Source organism: Geomonas sp. Red276 (assembly GCF_054784495.1).
The window spans coordinates 60,332-85,703 of sequence record NZ_BLXW01000015.1; the positions used below are offsets into that span (position 1 = coordinate 60,332).

Sequence of the window (25,372 nt, forward strand, 5' to 3'; positions counted from 1 at the left end):
CCCTCTCCTTCAAGGAGAGGCCCTCATCCTCATCCTGTCCTTCCCCTTGAAGGGGGAGGGACGCGTAGCGAGAAGATCATCGCGATCGGCAAACGGAAAGGGCCTTCGACCACCGCCGAAGGCCCTTCCCCTCTCTTCCTATTCTTTTGCCGGTCTCTTCCCGGTCTCTTCGAAGTTCCCCTCTAAGTCCTCGCCGCCCCCGAGGTACCCGCCGGCCCCGACTTCGCTGTCGTCGCCGTTTTCCCCGCTGTCGCCGCCGTTTTCCCAGCTGTCGCCGTTTTCCCCGCTGTCGCCGCCGTCGCCGAGGCACCCGCCGTCTCCGGTGTCCCTGCCTTGGTTCCCTTTTCGGGCGAATCGCTCAGCCACTTCATCATGATGCTGGCGGGAGCCGACTGCTTGGTGCGGAACTCGCTTTTAACCAGCCCCATCATGGCGGTGACGCGGTCCTCGAACTGCGCCCATTTCTGCTTGATCTCGGTATCCCTCTGGACGTTCTCTGCCTCCTCGCGGCGGCGGGCATACCCCAACCCTTCGATAAACTCGAGGGAGGCATCCTTCTCCTTGATGAAGCCCTCCACCTGATGGCAGAACTCCTCGGGAAGATGAAGGCTCTGTCTATGGAAGGTATCCGAAAAGGTGCTGCAGCAGTCGCGTAACTGCGCCATCCTGTGCTGCCCCACCATCACGTCCCCCTTCACGAGGCTCGGTGTCAGCTCCCGGCCGATCCGCAGCATGTCGATGAGGCTCGAGTACAGACGCGCCAGCGCATCGGACTTGTTCTCCTGGTTGACGATCTGCTCGCAAAGGTGCTCCCGGAAAAGCTGCAGCGCCAGTTCCGCCTCGCGGTTGATCCGCTCGCGGAACTGGTGGTAGCTGTGCTCGGTGAACTGCCTGATGAAGAAGTTGACCGACCAGTAGCAAAGACCGATGAGGAGGATGAATCCCACCAACCCTCCCACCAGGTAAAAGCCGATTGTCGCAGAGGTCATCTTGGTACTCCCTTTGGCCCGTCATCGCTTCCCACGGGCTCGAGATTTGAGGTGCCGCCCCTAAGGCGGCGAAAAGAGTAATCCTCTTTATCTCCTGTCGGCAGAACCGGCAGTTTGGTGAGCCTTTTTTGTAATACCATGCCCTTCCCCGGAAGCAACCGCTGCTTTTCCTGCCAGGTCGGGGGCAAACGGCGGGTCCTGGTCTCAGGCGGTTTCGTCGAGTTTTCCCGCATTTACCCCATTGACGGAAGATGGTAATTATGAGAGTATTCAGATTTCAAAATTAATAGGGGGCTTCTCATGTTCCTACGCAAATACCTGTCCACCCTGCGCGGAACCTACCTGTTCATGGTCTGTTTCGGTCTGCTGATGGGGGTGATCTTCCCGTTTTACTCCTGGCTCTTCTTCGGCACCCGCGCCTTCTCGCCGCTGTACGCCTTCGGGTGCGTGGCGGCCGGCCTGACGGTCGGGACCTTCTGCTACCGGGTGATCCGGGAGGCGCTCAAGATGTACGTCGAGCGCCAGCTCTCCGTGCTGCAGGCCATCACCGGGGAGGGGATCAACCTCACCGCCGGAGGGGGGGACGAGCTCCAGCAGTTGATGGAGTGCAACGAGGCCCTCATGAACAAGGTGCTGGTCATGGTGGACAACGTCTCCCGCCTGACCGCCGACATAAGCCAGCGCCACGGGAGGCTGACCGGCGAGTTCTCCGCCATGGTCAGCAGCAACGAGGGGCAGGCCAGGCGCGGCAAGCAGTCACTGGAAGCGGTCGGCCAGATGAACGACTTCTTCACCGAGGTGATCCGCGAGATCGAGGAGATCGCCGCCCGCACCGCCCAGCGCGCCTCGATCTCGACCGAAATGAGCTCCGCCACCGACGAGATCGACCGCAACGTCCAGGAGTACTCCGCCCTCCTCCTGGACACCTCCAACGCCATCGACCGCATGGCGCGGAGCATCCGGGAAACGACCGCCAACGCCCGCGACCTCAACGACTCCACCGAGCAGACCTACCACTCGATCATCGCCATCTCCGACTCCCTGGTGGAAGTCCGCGACCGTACCCAGCGGACCTCGGCCTCCTCGGAAAAGGTCATGCGCGAGGCCGAGCAGGGGATGGGCTCCATGACCGCCACCATCGCCACCATGAGGGAGATCGAGGGGAAGAGCGACCAGCTGGTCGACGCCATCACCCGCCTTTCCCAGCACACCTCGCGGGTCGGCGCCTTCCTCGACGTCATCAAGGAGGTGGTCGCCCAGACCGCGCTCCTTTCCCTCAACGCCTCGATCATCGCCGCCCAGGCGGGGGAGCAGGGGCGCGCCTTCGCCGTGGTGGCCGAGGAGGTACGGGGGCTCGCGAAGAGGACCGCCTCTTCCACGGAGGAGATCGAGGAGCTGGTGAAGAACATCCAGCAGGAGACGGTGGCGGCGGAAGAGGCCGCCCGCCAGGGGAAGGAGAAGGTCTCCCAGGGGGTCAGGGTCTCGGAGAGCGCCAGCGCCGCCCTGGAGCGGATCAAGGAGAGCGCCGACGAGGCGTCCAGCATGGTGCAGGAGATCGCCCGGGCCACCGAGCAGCAGGCATCAGGGAGCCGGGTCATCATCGAAGAGGCCGAGAAGAACCTGGAGCGGATGAAACGGATGACGGCCGCGGTGACCGGGGAGGAGCACGAGGCGCGGATGATCGTGAAGAGCCTCGAGCAGATGCGGGGATCGGCCAAGCGGATCGCCAACTCGACCGAAGAGCAGGCGCGCGGGAACCGCCTGTACATGAAGAGCGTCCAGGACGACAACGACAAGGTCCGGATGCTGAACGGCACCTGCGTCGAGCAGATCACCAGGGGAGACCGGCTCCGTAACGACATCAACGAGGTCGGGCGCCTGATGGAGGTGAACGCCCAGGAGGCCCGGCGGATCATGGGGGAGATCGAGCAGATCAACCGCACCCTGGGCGCCATCCAGAGCGAGATGGCCGTCTTCCGCCCCGCCCTCCCCTCCCCGGAATAGCCCCCTCTCGGCGGGGGCTCCGTCGGCCTGCGGGATTCCGACCAGCCCGGGAGAGCCGTCGATCTACACGATAGCGATCAGCCCCGCCGTCGCCGCCGCCATCAGCAGGCGGTGCCGGCGAAGGGAGCCTTCTCCCACCCCGTCCCGGCGCTGGAGCCTCCCGAGTACCATCCACGAAATGAGCCCCGCCATCACGATCATCGGGTAGATGACCAGCCGCAGGGTCCCAAGCTCCGGCGTGAGCGCCGCGGGATCCACCACCCGGTCAAGCCCCACCGCAGCGAGCAGCAGCGGAACCAGCCGCGCCCCCCCTTCCACGAAAGCCCTGAAAAAGATCATGAAGAGCCCCGCGGTCGCCAGCGGGAGATAGCAAAGCCCGCAGGTAGCGAAGACCGCCCGCCAGCGGGACCTTCCTCCTCCCATGGAGGCGGCCACCGCCAGCCCGGTGAAACCGGCGATGACCGCCACCGCGGTCAGCCAGTCGGCTCCGCTCCAGAGCGTGTGAGGAAAGACCTCCGGCTTCCTGCCGGCCAAAAGCGGCGTCCCCCTGGCGGCCAGCACGGCGCCCAGCAGGATGACGCTGAAGAAGGCGTCCCGTACCCCCCGGCGCGACTTGTGGCAAAGGCTCGCGGCGGGATTGCGGAGATCGAGCTGCATCGAGTGATGGGGGCAGCTCCTGACGCAGTCCAGGCAGAGGACGCAGTGGTCGGAGCTGTCGATGGCCGAGGGATGAAGCCCCATCGGGCACCCCTTCTCCTTCACACAGTCGTCCACGCGGCAGCGGCTCAGGCAGACGTTGCGGTTACTGTGCATCTCCAGCGGGGAGATCCTGGAGATCATGCTGACGATCCTTCCCAGCGGGCAGAGGAACTTGCACCAGCCGCGGCGCCCGATGACGAGGTCGGCGGTAACGGTGGCGAGGAGGATCCCGCCGAGAAGCAGTCCGGTGGCCGGGGGATAGGAGAACATCCCGGAGGCCTGCTCGAGGAGCAGGATGAAAACGAGGGCCACCAGGCTGACCGAGGGCCCCCATTTCTTGAGCCACGGGGCCGGGTCGCGGACCACGCGGCTGGTGACGCCGAGGGACTCGCCGATGGCCTCCATGGGGCAGAAACTGCACCACCCCCGCGCGAACAGGAAGGCTACGACCACCAGGCCCGGCCACCCCACGGTCCACGCCGCCAGGTTGGCCGCGCTGCCGGTAGGCGATCCGCTGAGGGTAGCGATGGTGATGCCCAGGAACAGGGGGACCGTCACCCAGCGGAGCCGCCGCGGAAAGCGCTGGTCCCTGGCGAGCCGCTCCACGGCAGGGAGGGTGAGGAGGTTCAGCCGTCCATCCCCGAAGGGATGCTCCTGCAGGGAGATGTCCTCAGGCTGGATGGTGTCGCCGTTGCAGACCACCACCGCGCGGCTCACCACCTGGTACAGCTCGGTGGCGTTGAGCGGCCAGTCGTGATCCACCAGGAGATTGAGGGCATCCTGGGAGAGGCGCCGCACGTTCTTCTGGTGCTTCGCGTTGAGGGATTTCAAGAGGCTTCTGGCGGTGACGGCCACGTCCTTCTTCCGCTCCCTGAGCGGGGTGAGCTCCACCGTCTCGCCGGCCAGCCGCCGGTAGAGGAGGGGGTTGAACTTCCCCGCTTCGACCAGGGGGGAGAGCGGCTTCCCGCTGGTCGCGATGATGCGTACCTCGGCGGTTCTCAGCTTTCGTTCCCCCCGCCGGGTGAATTGCCCGCTCTCCAGGAATTCGACCAGCTCCTCCTGGACCGGACGGGTGAGGGAGTCGACGTTACGGAGGATCATGTCGCCGCCGGCGGCGAGCTCGATCATCCCCCTCCTGACCCGCCGCGCGTACGCCGCCCCCTCGGGGGCATGCCCGAAGAGGGCGGCCTCCTGCGCGAGCCCGAGGAGGGTGGAGCTTTCCGGGACGCCAGCGTCGGCGGGGGCCGTCTCGTGAAGCACCGGCGGAGGAGCGGCGCAGTCGAGGAAGAGGACCGGGCGGTCGTTTTGGCTGTGGAAATGGATGAGGCGGGCGGCGAGGTCCTTCCAGGTCCCCGGCTCCCCGAGGATGAGTACGTGGCTGCGCCCGGCCGCCAGGGTCTTCAGGCGATCGTTGAGCTGACGGACCCAGGAGGTGGCGCCGGGGAATTCTCCGAACTCGGGGAGAAGCTGCCAGCCGATGATGTTGGTGATCGACTCGCGGTGCTCGCTCTCCTCCCGCTGGTGCCGGTGGGCCCAGCTCCCGAGCTGGGTCGCCAGTATCCGGCAGAGGTTCGCATAGAGGCGGGGGATCCGGTCGAGCAGCTCCTCGAAGTCGGCGCGGGCGAGCCTCGCCGCCACCACCGTGGTCATGGCCCTCACGTTACTCGAGCGCCGCTGGCCGGTGATGATGGCGCGCTCCCCGATGACGCTTCCCCGGCCGAGCTCGGTCAGGTTGAGGATCTGCCCGGAGCTGTCCACGAGCTCCACCCTGACCTTGCCGAAGAGGATCACGTAGAGCTCCCGCGGGGCTTCGTTTCTCTCCAGAAGGAGGGTTCCCGGGTCGAACTCCCTCAGGTCAAGCCGCCGGGCGATCCGGTCGAGGTCATCGTCGTCGACGCCGCCGAAGAGGGTGAAGCCGGAAAGGGTGTCGCGGGTGATGGCCTCCATCGGGTCTCCTTGGAGGGCAGCGCCTCGCCCCCGCGGACCGGAGGACCTTCCGAGCCCTTCCTGCCGCTGGCGGCAACGCTGCCAAAGTGGACCCGATGGTAGCCTGAAAGCCCAAGGATATCCAAAACGTATACCGCTCCGAAGGCCCCTCCGCCGTATACACTGTCTCCAGACGCCCCCTTGAAACATGATCCGGAAATAGGCTGATATCCCCTTGCCCAGACTCTCCCTCTCCCCCCGGGAGAGGCCCGGGGTGAGGGAAGGTCCCGTCTGGCCGAAAAATCTCCCTCACCCTAACCCTCTCCCGGAGGGAGAGAGGATGTGGACGGGCAGGGAAGGGATAAAACGGGGGAAATCTGCCGAAACGAGGTCCCCCCCTTTGCGAAGGGGGGACAGGGGGGATTTGCCTTTCAAGGCTCCAGAGGCACATCCTCCTCAGTCTCCCTTTGTTTACCCACCTGGAGGAGCATCATCCGGCAACCGATGGGACGAGTGCCCCTTTTCGAGATGCCATATTCGTTCCTGCCCCTGCTTTCCCGCGATTCCCGCCGGCCTTGCTGCCATCATCCGCACTGCTTGTGACTGGCGAAGTTAGCAGTATAGTTGTGTCTGATCACCGATCTTCTGTCATTTCGAGGAGCATTTCATGGCAATCAGGAGAGAACTGCTTGATGAACTTCGCAAGCGGCGTGAGGCAGCTCTGGCTGGTGGTGGTAAGGATAAGATCGAAAAGAGGCATTCGGAAGGACGTTTGAGCGCACGCGAGCGGGTCGAGACATTATTCGACAACGGCTCGTTCAGTGAATTCGGCATGCATGTCAACCATGCCTGCCATATGCCCGGCTTCGCCTCCAAGTTCATGCCGGGGGACGCGGTGGTCACCGGAACCGGCAACGTGGACGGGCGGCCGGTGGCGGTCTTCAGCCAGGATTTCACCGTCGGCGGCGGCGCGCTCGGCCACATGCACGCGCGCAAGATCTGCGACATCATGAAGATCGCCTGCGAGACCGGGATCCCCATCGTCGGCATCAACGATTCCGGGGGCGCCCGCATCCAGGAGGGTATCCACAGCCTCTCAGGCTACGGCCAGGTCTTCTACCGCAACGTCGCCGCCTCCGGGGTGGTCCCCCAGATCGCCATCATCGCCGGCCCCTGCGCCGGGGGGGCCGCCTACAGCCCCGCGCTGATGGACTTCCTGATCCAGACCCGCACCCATTCGAGCATGTTCATCTGCGGCCCCGAGGTGATCAAGTCGGCCACCGGCCAGGTCGCCCCCATCGAGGAGTACGGCTCGGCCCAGGCCCACGCCACCGTCAGCGGCAACATCCACTTCGTCGCCGAGGACGACCGGGACGCCCTCGCCATCACCCAAAAGCTCTTGAGCTTCCTGCCGCTCAACAACATGCAGGACCCGCCCCACCTGATCCCCGACGAGATCGACCTCACCCCCGACGAAACCATCAACGACCTGATCCCCGACGACCCGAGGGCCGGCTTCGACGTCTACCAGGTCATCGCCCGGCTGGTCGATCCGGGAGAGTGGCTCGAGGTGCAAAGCGGCTTCGCCCGCAACATCGTGGTCGGCTTCGCCCGCATCTACGGCATGGTGGTCGGCATCGTGGCCAACCAGCCAGCCTACAAGGCCGGGTGCCTCGACATCGACTCCTCCGACAAGGCGGCCCGCTTCATCCGGTTTTGCAACGCCTTCAACGTGCCGCTCGTGAACCTGGTGGATGTCCCGGGGTTCATGCCGGGGCTCGCCCAGGAGCGGGGAGGTATCATCCGCCATGGCGCGAAGATGCTCTTCGCCTACGCGGCCGCCACCGTCCCCAAGATCACCGTCATCCTCAGGAAGGCCTACGGCGGGGCCTATCTCGCCATGTGCTCCAAGGACATGGGGGCCGATTTCATCTTCGCCTGGCCGACCGCCGAGATCGCCGTCATGGGAGCGGAGAGCGCCGCCCGCATCATCTACAAGAAGGAGATCGAGGAGGCGGAAGACCAGCCGACCAAGGAAGCCGAGCTCGTCAAATCGTACCGGGAGAAGTTCGCCACCCCCTACCAGGCCGCCTCCCGCGACATGGTGACCGACGTCATCGAGCCATCCGAGACCCGCGCGCGGGTGGCGCTGTCGCTACGGATCTCGCTGACCAAGCGGGTGTCGCGCCCGCCCAAGAAGCACGGCCTGATCCCGCTGTAAGGAGAGCGCAATGTCCAAGTTCTTTTCCCGCCTGGGAGAAGTCTTCCGCCACCACCCCAAAGAGCCCGAGCCGGAGCCCTCAGCGCCGCCCGAAGCGGTGGCGCCCCCGACCATCCACCCGGGGCTGACCGACCAGCAACTGGTGGCGATACTGACCGCCGCCGCGTGCGAGGTCCTGCAGGCCCCCGTGCGGATCGGTAAGTTCCGCGCCCTGCCGCAGAGAAACTGGAGCTGGGTCGCGCAGGGACGCATGGATCTCCACTCACATCGCCCACGAAAATAAAGGAAACAATCCATGACCATGAAAATGCTTCGGATCACGCTGGAAGGGAAGAGCTACGAAGTCGGGGTTGAGGTGCTCGACCAGGGAGGCCCGGGGAGCGCTGCGCCGCAGCCCGGGGCGCCCGCCGCCGCGCCGGCGGCACCGGTGGCACCGCCGCAGCCGGCCGCCGCCTCCCGGGCCGTGCCGGTCGACCAAAGCGGAGGGAAGGTGGTGACCAGCCCGATGGCGGGGTTGGTCTTCAAGTGTCTCGTCAAGCGGGGGGACGTGGTGGGAGTCAACCAGGTAGTGGTAGTGCTCGATGCCATGAAGATGGAGACCCCGGTCGTCAGCCCCTATGCCGGCACCGTCCGCGACGTGCTGGTCCGGGAAGGCGATGCCGTCGAAGAAGGCTATCCCCTGGTCCAGATCGAGGAAAGCCCCTGACCCCGGCGCCGCCCCCGATGACGCAGCCCACCGCCTCGACAGACACCACCGCGTCCACCAGGTTTTCAACCTAGAACCTAGAACCTAGAACCGCAGTTTTGAGGCCCCCCATGCCCATACAAGACAACCTTAACGGAGCCCTCCTGATCAGCGCGATCGACTTCGTGCTGAGCTTCGTCATCATCGGCGGGATCGGCGTCGTGCTCGCCCTTTTCCCCCTGCTCAACAGGCTTGGGAAAGTCGATGACGAAACCCTGAAGAAGTCCCACTGAACCGCCAGCGCCCGTCATAAGCGGAGTCACTATGTTTGCGCAATTCGTCGGACTGTTGAACGTGCTGAAGGACCAGACCGGCCTGGCCCAGCTGACCTGGGGGAACGTCGTCATGATGGGCGTCGGCGCCCTGATGATCTACCTGGCCCTGTCCAAGAAGTACGAGCCCTTCCTGCTGATCGGGATCGGCTTCGCCTGCATCGTCGCCAACGTTCCCGGCTCCGGGCTCACCCAGCCGGGTGGGCTCTTCCATTACGCCTACCAGGGGGTGGCGCTCCTCATCGTGCCGCCGCTCATCTTCCTGGGGGTCGGCGCCATGACCGACTTCGGGCCGATGATCGCGAGCCCCTGGCTGGTCATCCTGGGAGCCGCCGCCCACCTCGGGATCTTCGTGGCCCTGATCGGCGCCAAGCTCTTAGGCTTCACCCTCCCCGAGGCGGGCGCCATCGGGATCATCGGCGGCGCCGACGGCCCGATGGCCATCTTCGTCACCATGAAGCTCGCCCCCCACCTCTTGCCGCAGATCTCGGTGGCCGCCTACTCCTACATGGCGCTCATGCCGCTGATCCAGCCGCCGGTCATGAAGCTTCTGACCACCAAGAAAGAGCGACAGATCATCATGGACAAGCCGCGGCAGGTCACCCGGCTCGAGAAGATCGCCTTCCCGATCATCATCGCCATCGTGGTCAACCTCTTCTTCCCCCCCATCGCGCCCCTCATCACCATGCTCATGCTGGGGAACCTGTTCAGGGAGTGCCTGCTGGTGGACCGGCTGGCCAAGACGGCGGCCAACGAGATCATGAACGTGATCACCATCGTGCTGACCGTGGCGATCGGCTCCACCATGAACGCCGAACAGTTCCTCACCCTGAAGACGCTGGAGATCGTGGCCCTGGGGCTCATCGCCTTCATCTTCGGCACCGCCTCCGGGGTGGTGGCGGCCAAGGTCATGAACGTGGTGAGCGGCGGCAAGGTCAATCCCCTGGTCGGCTCGGCCGGCATCGCCTCGGTCCCCATCGCCGCCCGCGTTTCCCACATGGTGGCCATCCGGGAGAATCCCCAGGTCTACCTGATCATGCACGCCATGGGGCCGAACCTGGCCGGTGTCTTCGGCACCGCCATCTCCGGCGGCATCCTGCTGGCGCTTCTGGGGGTTAAGTAGACAAAAAAAGGGGACGTCTCCATCACGTCCCCTGGTTCTTCTGTCATTGCCGGAAAACCGGCTGTATTATTCCACGTCGAAAGCTTTCGAGAGCGAACCGGTGAAAGCCTTAGCCGCGGCGCGCAATTCGTGACAACTTTTACGAGCGACCGCCGAATCGAGACATGCTTTCACGTTGGAAGGGATCTCGCTCCCTTTGACCGAGAACTCGATACCGTCCCCTTTGGTGACATGCAGCGAGTCCGAATAGTCGACTTTGAAATCGTCTTTGTAGTCGCATCTCATATGTTCTCACCTCGCTTTACTCCTTTATTTTCTCACACCTCTCCGGATTAATTCAATGCAGCCGCCCCCCTCGTGGGGCCGGCGCCTCTCAGGTTATTCCCTACCAGGAGCGGGAGCTGCCCATTTGACAGGCACACTGCCCACTTTATGGGCATTTATGCTTGCTTTTTATGCAGCAACTGTATATAAACCGTTCACTGATTACAATTTTTTGACAGTTTTCAGCCTGAACGGTGAAGGTTGCCGAAATTTTATCCAAAGGAGGCGTGCATGAGCCCGCAGATGGACGAGAAGATTGAACCGATTTACCAGGAGGTGTTGAGGCGCAACCCCGGCGAGGTCGAGTTTCACCAGGCCGTACGCGAGGTTCTCGAGTCGCTGGGACCGGTGCTCGTGAAGCATCCGGAGTACTGCGAGCGGAAGATCATCCAGCGGATCTGCGAGCCGGAGCGCCAGATCATCTTCCGGGTGCCCTGGCAGGACGACAGCGGCGAGGTCCAGATCAACCGCGGCTTCCGCGTCGAGTTCAACAGCTCGCTGGGACCGTACAAGGGGGGCTTGCGCTTCCACCCGTCGGTCTACCTCGGCATCATCAAGTTCCTGGGGTTTGAGCAGATCTTCAAGAACTCCCTGACCGGTCTTCCCATCGGCGGCGGCAAGGGGGGATCGGACTTCGACCCGAAAGGGAAATCCGACAACGAGATCATGCGTTTTTGCCAGAGCTTCATGATCGAGCTGTACCGGCACCTCGGAGAGCATACCGACGTCCCCGCCGGCGACATCGGGGTCGGGGGGAGAGAGATCGGGTACATGTTCGGCCAGTACAAGCGGATCACCAACCGCTACGAGCCGGGCGTCTTGACCGGCAAGGGACTCGACTGGGGCGGCTCGCTGGTCCGCACCGAAGCGACCGGTTACGGCGCCACCTTCTTCGTCGACGCCATGCTCAAGGTGCGCAAGGATTCCTTCGACGGCAAGATCTGCACGGTGTCCGGCTCGGGGAACGTGGCCATCTACACCATCGAGAAGATCCACCAGCTGGGAGGCAAATGCGTCGCCTGCTCCGACTCGAGCGGGGTCATCCACCACGAGAAGGGGCTGGACGTCGAGCTGATCAAGGAGCTCAAGGAGGTGAAACGGGTGCGCATCGAGGAGTACGCCACCTACCACAAGGACGCGCGGTACACCCCGGCCGGTAACATCTGGGAGATCCCCTGCCAGGTGGCCATGCCCTCCGCGACCCAGAACGAGATCACCGGCAAGGACGCCGCCAAACTGGTGAGAAACGGCTGTCTCGCCGTCGGCGAGGGAGCCAACATGCCGACCACCCCCGAAGGTGTCAAGATCTTCCTCGAGTCGAAGATCGCCTACGGCCCCGGCAAGGCGGCCAACGCGGGCGGGGTCGCGACGTCGGCCCTGGAGATGCAGCAAAACGCCTGCCGCGACACCTGGACTTTCGACTACACCGAAAAGCGCCTGGCCGAGATCATGAAGAATATCCACGATCTCTGCTACGAGACCGCCGAGGAGTACGGTACCCCCGGCAACTACGTGAACGGCGCCAACATCGCCGGCTTCATCAAGGTCGCCAAGGCGATGGTCGCCCACGGCCTGATCTAAAGCCCCCCCGGCAACGGAAACGATTAAGGCCCGCCGGTCAGACCGGCGGGCCTTTGCGATAGCATGATGTTTTTTTGCCCGTGCCCTTCAATCACGGTCACCTAAGGGCCACTAGGCGGGATGGCAGACGCCACTGCGGCATCGGTACCGGCAATGATCAGGGAACCGATTCGAAGTTGCCGGTAAAGTGATCCCCTCCTTCACCGACGTTGTATTCGTACCTGAATTTAACCTTTTGCAGCTGCTGCGCCTCCATTTGTGGGAAATCGAGCCCGAACGGTTGCGTTCCCGTCACAGGTCCCGGATAAAAGACGAAAACCTTCTTGGCAAAGGTTTTGCCGTTGGCATCCAGAAGAGACGCCGTGAGTTCGAAGCCATTGTACGAAGTGTCATAGCGCGGATTGCTTACCATTCCTTTGATTCGCAGGTCGGGGCCGACTTGCTCAGTCTTCCAATCAACCTTCACATCGTGGGCCGCATAGTGGTGTTCAGAGTAGGGGAGGTTCGAATCCTGAGTGGTGCGCGTCTCGATTGTACTGCATGCCGACAAGAGGAAGATGACTGTTGCGCAGATGGTACCTTTTGCTACCATAGTTCACCTCCTTTGACCGTGATCTTCTTAGTGTATCAGCTGCGCTCGGGAGTGCAAAAGTCACCGGGCCACAAGAGATTTCGCGCGGCGGCCGAAAAAAAAGCCCACCGGTTGAACGGCGGGCCTTAACCGCGGGGCCAGGCGCTTTCACGCGCCCGGGCAGCGGTCCTCCTCCAGCCTCGCCGGTGATCGTCGCCACCACCCGGCCCGCCCGGCGCCGACGCTGACCAGGGTGATCCCCATGAGGACCAGCACCGCGCCGGCGGCGAAGAAGGCGTCCAGCGGCTCATGCAAAAGGACGACACCGAAGCTCACCCCGAAGAGCGGGGTCATGAAGGAGAACGCGGAAAGCCGCGAGGCGAGGTAGCGCCTGAGGAGCCAGAACCAGGCCAGGTAGCTCGCGAAGGAGACCACGACCGCCTGGAAGAGGAGGCTTCCCCAGGCCGCCTGGGTCATGGCGGCCACGCCGAACTGCCCGGAGAGGAGGGCGTAGGTGAGCAGGGCGGCACAGGCGACCGCCAACTGGTAGAGGAGGGTCTTGCCGGAAGCCGCCTCGGAGAGGGCCGAGCAGCGGATGACCACCGTGGTGGCCCCCCAGGAGGCGCCGGCCAGGATGCCGAAGCAGTCCCCGACGAGCATCTGCGGGGTGACCCCGCCGCGCAGCAGCCCGCCGGCGAAGGCGGTGACGATGCCCAAGAAGGCGATGCCGATGCCGGCCCAGTGGCGAGCGGTGAGCCTTTCGGCGGGAAGCCTCAGGTGGAGCCCCAAGGCGGTGAAGATGGGGGACGTGTAGAGAAAGACCGCCATGTGGGATGCGGTGGTCCGGGTGAGCCCCTTGGCCACGAAGAGGAATTCGGCGGCGAAGAGGATCCCCGCCACGAGCCCCGGGGCCAGGGTGCCGTCGGACAGTGAGAAGCGCTCCCTGCGCGCCACCATGACCGCGCCGACCAGCAGGGCACTCAGCCCCGACCGCAGCCCGACCTGCATGAGGGGGGAGAGGTCGTGAGCGACCGCCTTGATGGCAACCTGCTGCAATCCCCAGATCATGCAGAGAAGCAGCATCAACCCAACTCCGAAACCGTCCAGATTCTTACGAACCAACCCCTTCCTCCTCGCTTCCTCTCACTGCTTTACCCGCCGTGCTCCGCTAATCCGGGTTTCCGGCCACACCTTCCTCGACCTCACCCGGCCTTACCCACCACTTGGGGCGGAGATCATCACGCCTCCGCTCATCGCTAGCTCCCTTACCTGCCGCCTCATCTGGGTCCTTACGACGCCGCCGCCTTCTGCGCCTCGAACCCCCGGGCCGCGCCGGCCGGCTGCCGGTAGGGGAAGAACCTCTTCAACCGGTTGATGGGCGCCTCGAAGAGATGCCAGGAAGCCGCCGCCATCACCACCGTAAGCAGCACGTTGACCGCAATGGTGTTGCCGGGCGACAGGTGGATGCCGGTGCGGGTGAGGAGATCCCTGGTGACCAGCGGGGTGAACAGGTGGATCACGTACAGCCCGTAGCTGATCCTCCCCAGGTAGCGTACCGGGGCGAGGTTGAGGAAGGCCCCGACCGGGCCGGAGTAGCCTTGGGCCGCCTTCCAGACCACGGCGACGGAGATCAGCGCGATCGCCGTGTCGAGGAGGAGGAAACTGGCGGCCTGCCCGATCCCGTGGCGCTCCTGGAACAAGATGGAGAGCGCGATCAGCAGGGCCAGCAGCACGCTCCCCGCCACCCCGGCCGCCCGGGTGTAGGCCGCGAGCTTCGCCGCCTCCCTCTTCTCCGCGAAAGCGATGGCCAAGAGGGCTCCGGCCGCGAGGCAGTCGAAATTGGCCGGCAGGAGGTAGATGGTCTGGTCGGAGAGGCCGCTCGCCAGGCAGTAGGCGCGGAATAGGATCGAGAGCGGGATAAGCCCCAGCACCCATCGCCCGAGGCTCTCCTTAGGTACGAAGAAGAGGAGAAACGGCCAGAAGAGGTAGAACTGCTCCTCGACGCACAAAGACCAGAAATGGCAGGCCGCGACGATCTTCCCGATGGCCGCCATGTAGATGTTGCTGGTGTAGGTCAGGTGGTAGGGAAGCGACTCCCCGAGCCGATGGATGTAGGCCTGGGTCGCCAGCACGAAATAGTACAGGGGAAAGATCCTCAGGAACCTGCGGGCATAGAACTGCTTCAGGTAGAAGCCGCTGGAGCCGCCGTCGTCGATGGCGGACCTGCATTTGAGGAGGATCCCGGTGATGAGGAAGCCGCTGATGGTAAAGAAGAGCTGGACCCCGGCGTGGCCGTAGGCGAAGTACTTGCCGATCCCGATGGGGAGGTAGTGGGAACACATGGCGGCGAAGACAGCTATCGTTCTCAGCCCGTCAATCTGGGGCATGTCCTGGATGGGGCGGTTGTTTTTCTCCATGGTCGGCCTTTACTGCAAAATGCCAAGGGTGTAACACACCCCGCCCCTCGGGGCAAACAATTTTTCCCCGGCGCTTTTACGTAGGGTGGGCACCCCGTGCCCACGCGGGTCCGGCAAATGTCCGCCAACCCCAAGAAAATGGCGGGCAGGGGTCTCCCACCCTACGCCTCTCCTCTCGGTCCGGTTCTTCCCTGCGGCGGCCGGACCGGTCGCCGCAGGGCTGTCCGGCGCATCCCCCCCCTCTTGCCCCCCTCCTGAAGCCCGTCTTGACAGCGTTGCCTCTCGCGATATTGTTAAATAGTTTTAATTTTAATACCCGTCTCTCCCGGAAGGGAGCAGGCCCATCGATGCGTAATGGCAATGATTTCAACATGGAGGGATGAGCATGACTTATGGCAACGCTTCACTGGCGAAGTTCTTTCGGTCGGTATCCAACGTGTCCATGCTGCTGACCGACCGCTGCAACCTGAGGTGCTCGTACTGCTTCATCGACTGCACCCCCGCCAACGATTCCAGGATGTCGCTGGGGACGGCAAAAAAGATCGCCCATCTTCTCATCGAGAACTCCCAGTACCCGCAGGTCGCTCTCCATCTTTACGGCGGCGAGCCGCTGCTGATGGACGACTCCTGGATCGCCGACTTCGTCGCCTATGCGAGGCCGCTTGGCCAAAAGCACGGCAAGGAAGTCATCTTCCCCCTCAGCACCAACGGGACCCTCCTTGACGAGGAACGCCTGGTGAAGCTGCACGGGATGGGAGTTTCCTTCTCGATCAGCTGTGACGGCCCTCCCCATCTCCACGATGCCTGCCGGCAGGGGGGGGACCAGCTCCACGAACTGCTCGTCACCGCCAGGAAACGGAACATCCCGGTCGGCGTGGTGGTGACCATCAACCGGCACAATGCCGAGAAGATGCCGGAGGTGATGGAGTACTTGCGGGAGCAGGGGGTGGCCGGGATGATCTCCAACTTCGTGGTCGCCCAGGGGCGGGGCGATGCCGAGCAGCTCTCCGCCGAGCAGATGTTCAGGAGCACCGTCGACGAGATCGGCCACATGCTGCAGAGCGGTATGTCGGTGGACGACATGAGGGTCGGGAGAATGGCCTACCAGTACCTGGTGGCGACCAACAACCCAGGGAGTTCGCAGCCGCAGTGGAACCGTTCCTGCGATTCTGCCGCCGACAAGATCGGCATCGACGGGGAGGGAAACATCTTCGTCTGCGGAGGGACCAGGAACAAGGAGTATCTCCTCGGCCGGCTGGATGGGATCGACGAGAAACACGTACAGAGGCTGCGGGACAATTTCCCCAAGAAAGGAACCTGGTACATACGCTGCTTCGACTGCGCGGCCAATCACTTCTGCACCCATGGCTGTCCCATCTCCTGCGACCTTTCCGAGAGCTTCCGGGACAACCACTGCCAGTTCACCAAGCTCATGTGGAGCTACTTCAACGAGCACCCGGAGACGGCGCGCAGGGTTCACGAGATGACCATGCAGAAGATGCAGCAGCGAATGAAGCCGCACCCCGCCGGCAACACCGGCGAGCGTTGCTGTCGAGAAGCCGGAGCAAAAGGAGGTGACCAGGGCGGTACCGCGTGAGGACAACCAACAACGAGAAAGGAGGAGAACATGATCACCAGAGGATTAGACGGCACCTTTTACGAGATCCCCGACGACATGGCCGACCAGTACAAGGTTCCTCCCGAAGAGGTCCAGTCCAAGATGGGACAGTGCTGCGGCGGGATGGCCAACGCCCAGATGGGGGGGATGGGACAGGAGATGATGGGTGGCGGCGGCAGCCCCCAAGGGGTCGTCATCAACGTCATGAACCCGTCCGCAGTCCAGAACCCGATGATGGGGATGCCGCAGGGTGGCCAACAACAACAGCAGCAGGGGGGGCAGTCGTTTCTCCAGGGGGCACAGGAGGGGGCGCAGGCCGCCGGAGCCCAGGCCACCTGCTACAGCTGCTACAGCTGCTACTGCTACAATTGCTACAGTTGCTACTGCTACCACTGCTACTGCTACCGCACCTGCTACAGCTGCTACGTCCAACCGGTGTAGCCTTCCGCTCGCAAAAAGGGCCAGCTGGTTTCAGCTGGCCCTTTCCGTTTACTGCCGTGTTCCTGCTTGTCTCCCCGGCTATTTCTTGTAGTTCTCCGCCAGGTACTTGACCAGGGTCTTTTTCTCCTCGGCGTTCAGCTTGGCACCCTTCTTCATCATGTTGGAGACGATGGCGTCCCACTGGGCGGAGGTTCTCTTCAGGACCTTCGCCTTGGAAGAGGGATGGCAGACGGCGCAGCGGCTTTCCAAAAGGGTCTGCCCGTTGGAGAACACTCCCCCCAGGGCAGCTCCGGACACCATAAGGCTCAGGGCAAAAGTAGCAACAGCAATTTTCTTCACGTTTCCTCCTTGGTCAGGCATTACCGCCCGACGTTCACTATCAACATCGAAAAGTAATAGCACAGAATTCCGCCTATTCAAGAAGGAGGGGAAATTACTTCTGTCCGCCGTCTCGGTCACCACCTCACAGACAGTCCAACCTCCGGCCCTTTGAGAGTGACGTTCTCGCTCATAAACCACCGGTAGCCGAGCTTCAGTGAGCAGGGTCCCCCCCCATCAGCATGGCCAGATCGTAGTCCTCCGCCGGCTTAAGCACCCGGGTTCCCCTTCAGCCCGATGGCCTCCGCCTGGGTCCTCATCCCCTCGATGCAATCCTCGATCAGTTGAGAGAGCTCCATCCCGAGCATGGCGGCCCCCTTTTCGATGACCGAGCGGTCGGCCCCGGCGGCGAACGCCTTGTCCTTCCATTTTTTGGTCACGCTCTTCACCGGGAGATCGAGCACGCTCTTGGAGGGGCGCACGAGGGCGGCCGCGGCCACGAGCCCTGTCAACTCGTCGATGGTGTAGAGGACCTTCTCCGCCGCGCTGAGCGGCTCCACATCGCTGCAGATCCCCCATCCGTGCGAGACCACCGCGCGGATCATCTCCTCCGGCCACCCGTGTTCCCGCAGGATCCCGGGGGCCTTCTGGCAGTGCTCCTCCGGATAGCGTTCGTAATCGATATCGTGAACGAGGCCGATGAGCCCCCATGTCTCCTCATCCTCGCCCCGTTTGCGGGCCATGTAACGCATTACCGCCTCGACGGCCAGCGCGTGACGCTGCAAGTTGTCGCTCGGTACGTATTCGGTCAAGAGTCTCCATGCTTCTTCTCGGGTCGGTGTGGCTGACATAGTCGCTCCTTTTGGTGGATGGTCTTCTGATACAGGCAGGGCCTTATTCATACATCCAACGAGCTAACTTTGCAAGATCACCTTCTCTTTCCAGTCATGACCGTGACATTGACAGTGCAGAAACTTCCGACATTCAAAGAGCTCCTATTGAATACTTTAAAATTCCTGACAAACTGGATATGTCGATTTCAACGACGTCCCCGGCACCATCCCCTCCCCCGCTCCAAACCGGCCACCCCTCCGTGCCGGACGCCCACGACCAGGCGCCATGGCATCTCGTTGCAGCGGCCCCGTGTGGAGGGGAATCTTGACCCGGCCTCTCGCAGTCATCTGTTTCTGCCTTCTTTCCTGCCTCGCGACCGGCCAGGGAGCGAGCGCCGCGGACGATCCCGGTCGAGGGGAGAGCTCCGCCGGCGACCCGGCCTCCGGGCAGGAGCCCATGCAGGGCCCGGCCTTCTCCTGCGGGGACGGCTGCCTCGGCCACTTCTTCCCGGCAGGAAGCCCCTATCCCCCGCACCTGGCCGACCCGCACCGCCCGGGCTTCGGTGTGGAGCACCTCTCCTACACCAGGACCGCCATCCCCGACGCCAGCCCTGAGAGGCTCAACGTGAAGGTGGGAGGGATCTTTGGCCTTGCCGGCATCTCCTCCTCCGAGCAGAGCGACAGGCTGCTGCAGTTAGGCTTCATCGGCGCCTATGACGGCCTCTACGACATCCGCAAACAGCTCGATTCCATCGGCTGGGATGGGGATTACGGCCTGGAGCTGAGCGGCCGTTGGTCGCGGGCCCTAGGCGGGATGCTGAGCCTGCACCACCGCTCCAGCCACCTGGGCGACGAGTACATCCAGCGGACCGGGCGCAAAAGGATCGGCTATACCAGGGAGGAAATTGCCGGCGGGGTGAGCGTCGCGCCGTTCGAGGGATGGCACCTCTACGCGGAAACGGGGTGGGGAGCCTGGCTCGGGAACCGCTCGGTCATGAAGCCCTGGCGGCTGGAGGGAGGGGTGGAGTACCAAAGCCCGCAGAAATACCTCGGCAACCGGGTCGGCTACTACGCGGCCTTCGACACCACCTCGATGGAAGAGCGGGATTGGAGGGGAGACCTCTCGCTGCAGGCCGGGCTCTACATGCGCTCCTTCGGCCGTCTCTGGCGGCTGGGGGGCGGATTTTACCACGGCAGGCCCACGGTGGGCGAATTCTTCACCGCGACCGAAGAGTACCTCAACGTGGGGTTCTGGATGGAGTGGTGAAAGGGAGTTACGGGAGGAAGCGGTAGCCGGTCCCCCAGATGGTCTCGATGTAGACCGGCTCGACCGGATCGGCCTCGATCTTCTTACGGATCTTGTGGATGTGGACCGCGATGGTCGCCGTGTCGCCGTAGTACTCGTTTCCCCAGACCGCCTCCAAGAGTCGTTCCTTGGTGAAGACGATGTTGGGATGGGAAGCGAGGAAGACGAGGATCTCGTACTCCTTGGTGGTGAGCTGCACCTCCTTGCCGTTCACCAGCACCTGGTGCGACGCCGTGTTGATCTCCAGCCCCTTGTTGAGGATGACCTCCTGCCCCGGGGCGTTCCCCTTGAGCCGTTCGTACCTCTTCAGGTGCGACTTGATCCGCGCCACGAACTCGGCCGGGCTGAAGGGCTTGGTGAGGTAGTCGTCGGCCCCGATGTCGAGCCCCCTGATCTTGTCGATGTCCTCGTTCTTGGCGGAGACCACGACCACCGGTATCTCCTGGTTCTTCCTGATCTCGCGGATGATGTCGTACCCCCCCACCCCGGGGAGCATGAGGTCCACCACCACGATATCGTAGCGCCCGGAGGTGGCGAGCTTCAACCCGGCCGACCCGTCCTGGACGATGTCGGTGTGATAGCCGTTTAACTGCAGGTAATCCCGTTCCAGCTCGGCGATGTCGAGATCGTCCTCGATCAGCAGCACCTTTTTCATCGATCCTCCCCCGCCCCCGGCGTCCGGGGCAGCCCTACGGTGAAGCAGGTCCCCACCCCCTGCGTGCTCGCCACCGAGATCTCCCCGCCGTGCGCCTGGATCAGTTCCCTGGTTATGGCGAGTCCAAGGCCGGTACTCTCGAACTTCTTGCGGCGCTCGTGGTCGATCCGGTAGAAGCGGTCGAAGATGAGCGGCAGCTGGTCCTCGGCGATCCCCGGGCCGTTGTCCTTGATATCGATGGCGATCCGGCCGCCGCAATCGTAGAGCGTCACCTCGAGCGTCAGCCCCTGCTCCGGCCCGTGCCCCACCGCGTTTCTGACGATGTTGTTGATCGCCTGGTACATCCGCTTGCCGTCCATCCTGAGGCAGGGCTCGCCGGTCAGCCGGTCGGCGTAGCGCAGGGTGACCTGGCGCGGCTCCAGCTCGAGGCGGTAATCCTCCATGAGATCGGCGAGGTAGCCCCGGATCGGGACCTCCTCCATCTTGAGCTCCAGCTTCTGCATGTCGAGCTTGGAGAAGAGGAAGAGGTCGTCCACCAGGTGGTTCAGGTAGCTCACGTTGTGGTGGATGGTCTTCAGGTAGCGCTCCCTTTTTTCGGGTTCGACGTCGCGCTCGAGGAGCATCTCCAGGTACCCCTGCACCGAGGTGATCGGCGTCTTCAGGTCATGGGAGATGTTGGCCACCAGGTTCTTGCGGTTCTCCTCGTACTCCGCCTTGACCTGCTCGGACAGCAAAAGCTGGTACGCCATGTCGTTGAAGGAGGCGGTCAAAAGCCCCAGGTCGTTGGGGACGTTGCACTCCACCCGGACGTCGTAGTTCCCGCGGGCGATCTCCTCCACCCCGCGCCTTAAGGCCTGGATCGGGAAGATGATCCGCTTCTCCAGCCGCATCAGGAAGATGAAGACCGCGATCTCCTTGATGGCGATGAGGGCGGCGAAGAAGATCCCCACCGCCTTGATGCCGGCCCACCGAAAGAGCAGCACGAGGATGACCAGATTGAAAAGGAGCACCACCGGCCGGGCGTAACGGAAGATGCGGTGGTAGCGCAGGAACTCGTGGTGATGGCGGTGCAGATGGCTGCGCAACCTCGAGAACCGGTCGCAGCAGGCATCCTCCCGGCGTCTGCTCCAGGTGTCGTCGTAATTCATCTCTTCTCCAAAAGGCGCAGGAGCCTTGAAGCCCCTGCGCCCCTTTCCGGTTACCAGGCGAAGGCCACTTCGCCGCTCGCCGTTACCTCGTGGACTCCGTCGTCCCGGCCGCTCATGCTCCCGTCCAGGCCGATCACGATCTTCTCGATCTTCCGCTCCCGGTCGACCTCCACCGTGACCTGCCCGTGGACGGCTTCCACCTGGCACCCAGCCAGGCTCCCGTGGTGGCAGCAGTGCTCCGCCTTGTGGCGCAGCTTTTCCATAAGCCCCGCCTTGAGCTCCTCGGGGAGCGCGTCCAGGTTCAGGGTGAGGCGCGCCCCGCCGTCTGCGCGCTCCTGCGCCTCGATGCCGTTGAGAATCCCGAAGGCGAAGGAGAGCTTACCGAAGAAGCCGCGCACCCCGCAGCACCCTTCCCGCTCCGCCCTGCCGTGGAAGATCCGACGGAGCATCCCGTGGCCATGGCCATGGCCGCAGCAGCCGGAGAGCTCGAACTCGGTGGTGCTCTCCCGCTTCACGTGACGGCCGTCGAGATTGAGCTCGGCGGAGACGACGGTCTTCGCCTGGCCGTTACCCCCCTTCTCGAACTCGTTACGCAGGGTGAAGACCTCATCCTGGTCCTTGCGGACCCTGACTCCCAGCACGCCGGCGATCTTCTCGGAGTTTTTCATGGTGGTGGCGATGTCGTACAGCAGCTTGATCTTGTTCATGCAGCATCCTCCTTGGTTGTGATGCTGCTACTGTACGAAACCATTTTTAACTGGTCCTGAAGGAGATCTTAAATTTCCATAAAGATCGCTAAAACTTTTATAAACTCCTCCCTTTGCGGGATTTTATTTTTCGAAGTGTAGCGCGCATCGTGCTCTCTGCACAATACCCTTCACTAATCCCGTCGCCCTTTTGCCCTTTGCCCGTTTAACTGTTGCAAGGCCTCAATGGATATGTTATGGGAATTTTAATTTCAATCGGAGTGCCAGGAGGATGCTTTGCGGGATCTACAGGTAGTGACCAGACTCTTTGTCGTCCTTATCTTTACCACGGTCCTTTCCGGCTGTTCCATTTACTATGCGGCGACGGCACCCGCCCCGGTTCAGATCCAGAACGTCCGGGTCGGCGCCCACCGCGACGCCGTGGTCGGCACCCTCGGCGTGCCGGTGGTGACCGAGAAACGCAACAGCGACCGGGTCGATGTCTATGAGTTCGTCAACGGCTCTCCTTCCGAATCCAAGGTCCGAATCCTCGTCTACATTGCCGGAGACCTCTTCACCCTCGGCCTGACCGAGCTCGTCTTCTGGCCTTTGGAGCTCACGGCCGGGCAAGGGACCCAGGGAAGAGCGATCGTCTCCTACGGTACCGACGATCTCGCCAACGCGGTGATGCTCACCCGCAGGGACGGGGCGCCCTGGGAAAGCGCGCCGCCCCGCGCCGACCGTCCCACCGAAGCGATGATGGTACCAAGCTTCTAGGGTCCGGGGGTGACGGCCGCTACTTCTGAGGTGGCTTGCACAGGTTGCCTAGCTTCGTGAAAAGCCCGAAGAGCTTTTTCGAGCCTTCCCGGTTGGCCGCGCCGATCACCACCGTGGTCACCTCCCGGTTGAAGGTGCCCGTCATGGCGATCTTGCTGTCGAAGCTCAACACGATGTAGGGGGAATAGTCCTCCCCTTCCCGCGACTCCTTGAGGTCGAGATTGGCGAAGTTTATGTTGTCGTACTTGTAGGTGTAGTCATTGCCGACCACCGTTCCGGACACGCTGTATCTCATCAGGCACTTGTCGAACTCGATGTAACCGTAGCTTTCGTTTCGGAAGGTCGAGGTGTTACTTCCCATCAGGTCGGCTATCTCCCGGGTCAACTGGTCGATCCCCGGTTCGCCCGCCCCCTGGCAGGGAGCGGGCATGGCCAGAAAGAGCCAGCCGACCGCAGCCGACAATAACGCCAGCGCCCTTGCCCGACCGTAGCACCGTTCCCGCCCGTCATGCGGCCGCCAGGCTAGCGGCCACCCCCACCACGAGATTTCCCTGCCGCTTGAGCGTTCAATCGTTGTCACGGTCAAGTACCTCCCGGACTTTGAGGGCCAGTTCCGTCGGAGTGGAAGGCTTGGTGATCATCGCCGCCTCCGCCATCAGCGGTTCGCTGCAGACATCCGGGGAATACCCGGTGATGAAGAGTATCTTGGCGTCCTTCTTGATGTTCCTGATGGCGACGGCGGCGTCGCGGCCGCTTTTCTTCGGCATGACCAGGTCCATCACCACCAGGTCGATCTCGTCCTTTTTCTCGCGGAACTGCCGCACCACGTCCAAGCCGTCCACAGCCAGGTACACCTTGTACCCCATCCCGGAGAGGAACAGGTCGAGGTATTCCCGGATCGCCGCCTCGTTGTCGACGACCAGGATGGTCTCGGTACCCCCGGGCGGGAGGGCCAGCGGGACCTCGGCAGAGGCGGTGAGGGGGAGGGTTTCCACCAGGGGGAGCAGGACGTGGAACACCGTGCCGCGTCCCGGCTCGCTTAAGACCCGGATGTGCCCGTTGTGCTGCTTGACGATGCCGTAGACGATCGACAGCCCCAGCCCCGTCCCGCTGCAGCTCTCCTTGGTGGTGAAAAACGGCTCGAAGATCTGCTGGCAGGTGAAAGCATCCATCCCGACGCCGGTGTCGGTCACCGAGACAAGGGCATAGCGCCCCGGCTCGCCCACGCCGTGGAGGCGGGTGTACGCCTCGTCGATCTCCACCTCCGAGGTCTCGATGGAGAGGGTCCCGCCATCCGGCATGGCGTCCCTGGCGTTGCCCGCCAGGTTCATGAGCACCTGCTCGATGTGCCCCTTGTCGGCCAGGATCGTGAGCGGCTGCGAGGTGGTGGAGATGGAGAGGGCGACGTCCTCGCCGATCACCCGGCGCAGGAACACCTCCACCCCTTTCAGGGTCCGGTTGAGATCCTGGGTCTGCAGCTGCGGAGTGGTCTTCCTGCTGAAGGTGAGGAGGCTGCTGGCGAGGCTTCTGGCCCGCTCCCCCGCCGCCAGGATGACCTCCAGCTTCTCGCGCACCCCCTCGCTGACCTCCTTCGACATCCGCAGCATCCCGCCGTAGCCGAGGATGACGGTCAGGATGTTGTTGAAATCGTGGGCGATTCCGGCCGAGAAACGGCCGACCGCCTCCATCTTCTGCGCCTGCCGCAGCTGCCCCTCCAGGCGCTGCTGCTCCTCCATCCGCAGGTGGAGCTCACGGTTGGCCTGCTCCAGGTCCGCCATCTTCTTTTCCAGCTTGCGAAAGAGCGCCTCGTTGTACTGCCTGTCGAGCCGCGCCTCGTCCTGCCCCCCCGCGTCCCGGCCGGCGATACCTCCCGCCAGGGTCTCCCGGATGCAGGCCATCAGCAGGCCGGGCTCCATCGGCTTGATCAGGAAGCGGTCGGCCCCCAGCCCCAGGGCGAGCTCCTCGTCCTTCTTTCCCGTGAAGGTGGCCGTGTAGAAGATGAAGGGGATCGCTTTCAGCCGCTCGTCGGCACGCCACTCCCTGCAAAGGGCGTAGCCGTCCATCACCGGCATGAGGATGTCGGTGATGACGAGATCGGGAGGCGACTGCCGGGCGGACTCCAGCGCCTCGGCGCCGTTACCGGCGGCAACGACCTCGAATCCGTTCCCCTTGAGGAGCACCTCGAGCAAATAGAGGTTCTCCTCGACATCGTCCACAATCAGTACCCGCTGCATGGCATCCTCCCCGGCACCGCCCCCCCCATGGGACCGGTACCGTCTCGTGATCGGCCTACCCCACCGCCGCCCCGACCATCGGCCTCCCTACTATCGATCTACCCACCGGCCGTCCCTACTACAGGTGCTGCTCGACCTGCTTTATAAAGGTGTCGGGGTTGATCGGCTTCTCGATGTATCCCGAGCAGCCGGCATCGAGCGCCTTCTCGCGGTCTCCCGCCATGGCGTACGAGGTGACCGCCACGATGGGGACCCGGGCCAGCGCCTCGTTACTCCGCAGGACGCGGGCCACGGCGTAGCCGTCCATGCGCGGCAGCTGGATGTCGAGCAGGATCAGGTCGGGAGCGCTCCTCACCGCGAGATCGATCCCCTGCGGCCCGTCGGTGGCCGAAAGGACCTGGTAGCCGTGCTTTTCCAGGATGAACTTGACGAGGTAGAGGTTCTGCTCGTTGTCCTCGATGTACAGGATCTTCTTCGGCATCCG

At 63.4% G+C, this 25,372-nt stretch carries 25 protein-coding genes; 11 read left to right on the forward strand and 14 right to left on the reverse strand.

What is annotated here, in order from left to right; genetic code table 11:
• Positions 1-182: 182 nt before the first annotated feature.
• Positions 183-989 (reverse strand): hypothetical protein, encoded by an 807-nt coding sequence (locus ACYVL5_RS12090; RefSeq protein WP_460595831.1) that lies wholly within the window; start codon positions 987-989, stop codon positions 183-185.
• Positions 990-1,289: 300 nt separating this feature from the next.
• On the opposite strand from ACYVL5_RS12090, the gene ACYVL5_RS12095 reads away from it, so the two are divergent.
• Positions 1,290-2,993, forward strand: coding sequence for a methyl-accepting chemotaxis protein (locus tag ACYVL5_RS12095; RefSeq protein WP_460595832.1), 1,704 nt, complete (start codon positions 1,290-1,292; stop codon positions 2,991-2,993).
• Between the two features lie 63 nt (positions 2,994-3,056).
• Here ACYVL5_RS12095 and ACYVL5_RS12100 read toward each other — a convergent pair whose 3' ends face one another.
• The gene (locus ACYVL5_RS12100) at positions 3,057-5,639 is read right to left on the reverse strand and encodes a sigma 54-interacting transcriptional regulator (protein WP_460595833.1); all 2,583 of its coding nucleotides are present in this window, start codon (positions 5,637-5,639) and stop codon (positions 3,057-3,059) included.
• A 646-nt stretch (positions 5,640-6,285) separates the two neighbouring features.
• On the opposite strand from ACYVL5_RS12100, the gene ACYVL5_RS12105 reads away from it, so the two are divergent.
• The 5 genes from ACYVL5_RS12105 (at position 6,286) to ACYVL5_RS12125 (ending at position 9,979) form a co-directional block, all read left to right on the forward strand.
• Positions 6,286-7,839 (forward strand): acyl-CoA carboxylase subunit beta, encoded by a 1,554-nt coding sequence (locus ACYVL5_RS12105; RefSeq protein ID WP_460595834.1) that lies wholly within the window; start codon positions 6,286-6,288, stop codon positions 7,837-7,839.
• A 10-nt stretch (positions 7,840-7,849) separates the two neighbouring features.
• On the forward strand, positions 7,850-8,122 hold the full coding sequence (locus ACYVL5_RS12110) for a hypothetical protein (protein WP_460595835.1): 273 nt from the start codon (positions 7,850-7,852) through the stop codon (positions 8,120-8,122).
• Positions 8,123-8,134: 12 nt separating this feature from the next.
• The gene (locus tag ACYVL5_RS12115; RefSeq protein WP_460595836.1) at positions 8,135-8,545 is read left to right on the forward strand and encodes an acetyl-CoA carboxylase biotin carboxylase subunit family protein; all 411 of its coding nucleotides are present in this window, start codon (positions 8,135-8,137) and stop codon (positions 8,543-8,545) included.
• 110 nt (positions 8,546-8,655) lie between these two features.
• Positions 8,656-8,817, forward strand: coding sequence for a hypothetical protein (locus tag ACYVL5_RS12120; protein ID WP_199384664.1), 162 nt, complete (start codon positions 8,656-8,658; stop codon positions 8,815-8,817).
• A 31-nt stretch (positions 8,818-8,848) separates the two neighbouring features.
• Entirely contained in the window at positions 8,849-9,979 is a 1,131-nt protein-coding gene (locus ACYVL5_RS12125) for a sodium ion-translocating decarboxylase subunit beta (RefSeq protein WP_460595837.1), read from the forward strand.
• Between the two features lie 66 nt (positions 9,980-10,045).
• Here the strand turns inward: ACYVL5_RS12125 and ACYVL5_RS12130 are convergent, their stop codons facing one another.
• On the reverse strand, positions 10,046-10,264 hold the full coding sequence (locus ACYVL5_RS12130) for a hypothetical protein (RefSeq protein ID WP_460595838.1): 219 nt from the start codon (positions 10,262-10,264) through the stop codon (positions 10,046-10,048).
• A gap of 270 nt (positions 10,265-10,534) precedes the next feature.
• Here ACYVL5_RS12130 and gdhA point away from each other — a divergent pair, with 270 nt between their 5' ends.
• The gene (gene gdhA / locus ACYVL5_RS12135; RefSeq protein ID WP_460595839.1) at positions 10,535-11,884 is read left to right on the forward strand and encodes a glutamate dehydrogenase; all 1,350 of its coding nucleotides are present in this window, start codon (positions 10,535-10,537) and stop codon (positions 11,882-11,884) included.
• A 157-nt stretch (positions 11,885-12,041) separates the two neighbouring features.
• On the opposite strand, the gene ACYVL5_RS12140 is transcribed toward gdhA, so the two are convergent.
• The 3 genes from ACYVL5_RS12140 to ACYVL5_RS12150 form a co-directional block, all read right to left on the reverse strand.
• A complete protein-coding gene (locus ACYVL5_RS12140) occupies positions 12,042-12,476 on the reverse strand; it encodes a hypothetical protein (RefSeq protein WP_460595840.1) in 435 nt (144 codons plus the stop codon).
• 147 nt (positions 12,477-12,623) lie between these two features.
• Positions 12,624-13,577 (reverse strand): DMT family transporter, encoded by a 954-nt coding sequence (locus tag ACYVL5_RS12145; RefSeq protein WP_460595841.1) that lies wholly within the window; start codon positions 13,575-13,577, stop codon positions 12,624-12,626.
• A 167-nt stretch (positions 13,578-13,744) separates the two neighbouring features.
• Positions 13,745-14,872 (reverse strand): acyltransferase family protein, encoded by a 1,128-nt coding sequence (locus ACYVL5_RS12150; protein WP_460595842.1) that lies wholly within the window; start codon positions 14,870-14,872, stop codon positions 13,745-13,747.
• A 385-nt stretch (positions 14,873-15,257) separates the two neighbouring features.
• Here ACYVL5_RS12150 and ACYVL5_RS12155 point away from each other — a divergent pair, with 385 nt between their 5' ends.
• Together ACYVL5_RS12155 and ACYVL5_RS12160 are read left to right on the forward strand one after the other, a co-directional pair.
• Complete coding sequence (locus ACYVL5_RS12155) at positions 15,258-16,469, forward strand: radical SAM protein (RefSeq protein WP_460595843.1); 1,212 nt, start codon at positions 15,258-15,260, stop codon at positions 16,467-16,469.
• A 30-nt stretch (positions 16,470-16,499) separates the two neighbouring features.
• Entirely contained in the window at positions 16,500-16,931 is a 432-nt protein-coding gene (locus ACYVL5_RS12160; RefSeq protein ID WP_460595844.1) for a hypothetical protein, read from the forward strand.
• Positions 16,932-17,009: 78 nt separating this feature from the next.
• On the opposite strand, the gene ACYVL5_RS12165 is transcribed toward ACYVL5_RS12160, so the two are convergent.
• Together ACYVL5_RS12165 and ACYVL5_RS12170 are read right to left on the reverse strand one after the other, a co-directional pair.
• Complete coding sequence (locus ACYVL5_RS12165; protein ID WP_460595845.1) at positions 17,010-17,270, reverse strand: hypothetical protein; 261 nt, start codon at positions 17,268-17,270, stop codon at positions 17,010-17,012.
• 248 nt (positions 17,271-17,518) lie between these two features.
• Positions 17,519-18,061, reverse strand: a complete 543-nt coding sequence (locus ACYVL5_RS12170; protein WP_460595846.1) for an HDIG domain-containing metalloprotein — start codon at positions 18,059-18,061, stop codon at positions 17,519-17,521.
• A 346-nt stretch (positions 18,062-18,407) separates the two neighbouring features.
• Here ACYVL5_RS12170 and ACYVL5_RS12175 point away from each other — a divergent pair, with 346 nt between their 5' ends.
• Entirely contained in the window at positions 18,408-19,349 is a 942-nt protein-coding gene (locus tag ACYVL5_RS12175) for a DUF1207 domain-containing protein (RefSeq protein ID WP_460595847.1), read from the forward strand.
• Positions 19,350-19,356: 7 nt separating this feature from the next.
• On the opposite strand, the gene ACYVL5_RS12180 is transcribed toward ACYVL5_RS12175, so the two are convergent.
• Genes ACYVL5_RS12180 through ACYVL5_RS12190 form a run of 3 tightly spaced genes read right to left on the reverse strand, consistent with a single transcriptional unit; the run spans position 19,357 to position 21,898 of the window.
• A complete protein-coding gene (locus tag ACYVL5_RS12180; protein ID WP_460595848.1) occupies positions 19,357-20,043 on the reverse strand; it encodes a response regulator transcription factor in 687 nt (228 codons plus the stop codon).
• On the reverse strand, positions 20,040-21,191 hold the full coding sequence (locus tag ACYVL5_RS12185; protein WP_460595849.1) for a sensor histidine kinase: 1,152 nt from the start codon (positions 21,189-21,191) through the stop codon (positions 20,040-20,042). Before ACYVL5_RS12185 ends, ACYVL5_RS12180 begins: the two co-directional genes overlap by 4 nt.
• Positions 21,192-21,241: 50 nt before the next feature.
• Positions 21,242-21,898 (reverse strand): hypothetical protein, encoded by a 657-nt coding sequence (locus ACYVL5_RS12190; RefSeq protein WP_460595850.1) that lies wholly within the window; start codon positions 21,896-21,898, stop codon positions 21,242-21,244.
• A gap of 276 nt (positions 21,899-22,174) precedes the next feature.
• Between ACYVL5_RS12190 and ACYVL5_RS12195 the strand changes: the two genes are divergently transcribed.
• A complete protein-coding gene (locus tag ACYVL5_RS12195) occupies positions 22,175-22,654 on the forward strand; it encodes a hypothetical protein (RefSeq protein ID WP_460595851.1) in 480 nt (159 codons plus the stop codon).
• 19 nt (positions 22,655-22,673) lie between these two features.
• Here ACYVL5_RS12195 and ACYVL5_RS12200 read toward each other — a convergent pair whose 3' ends face one another.
• From ACYVL5_RS12200 to ACYVL5_RS12210, 3 genes are all read right to left on the reverse strand, one after another.
• Positions 22,674-23,234, reverse strand: a complete 561-nt coding sequence (locus tag ACYVL5_RS12200; protein ID WP_460595852.1) for a hypothetical protein — start codon at positions 23,232-23,234, stop codon at positions 22,674-22,676.
• Positions 23,221-24,888, reverse strand: a complete 1,668-nt coding sequence (locus tag ACYVL5_RS12205) for a response regulator (RefSeq protein ID WP_460595853.1) — start codon at positions 24,886-24,888, stop codon at positions 23,221-23,223. Before ACYVL5_RS12205 ends, ACYVL5_RS12200 begins: the two co-directional genes overlap by 14 nt.
• A gap of 118 nt (positions 24,889-25,006) precedes the next feature.
• Positions 25,007-25,369 carry a response regulator gene (locus ACYVL5_RS12210; protein ID WP_460595854.1) on the reverse strand — a complete coding sequence of 121 codons (363 nt, stop codon included), beginning with the start codon at positions 25,367-25,369 and terminating at the stop codon, positions 25,007-25,009.
• Between the last annotated feature and the right edge of the window lie 3 nt (positions 25,370-25,372).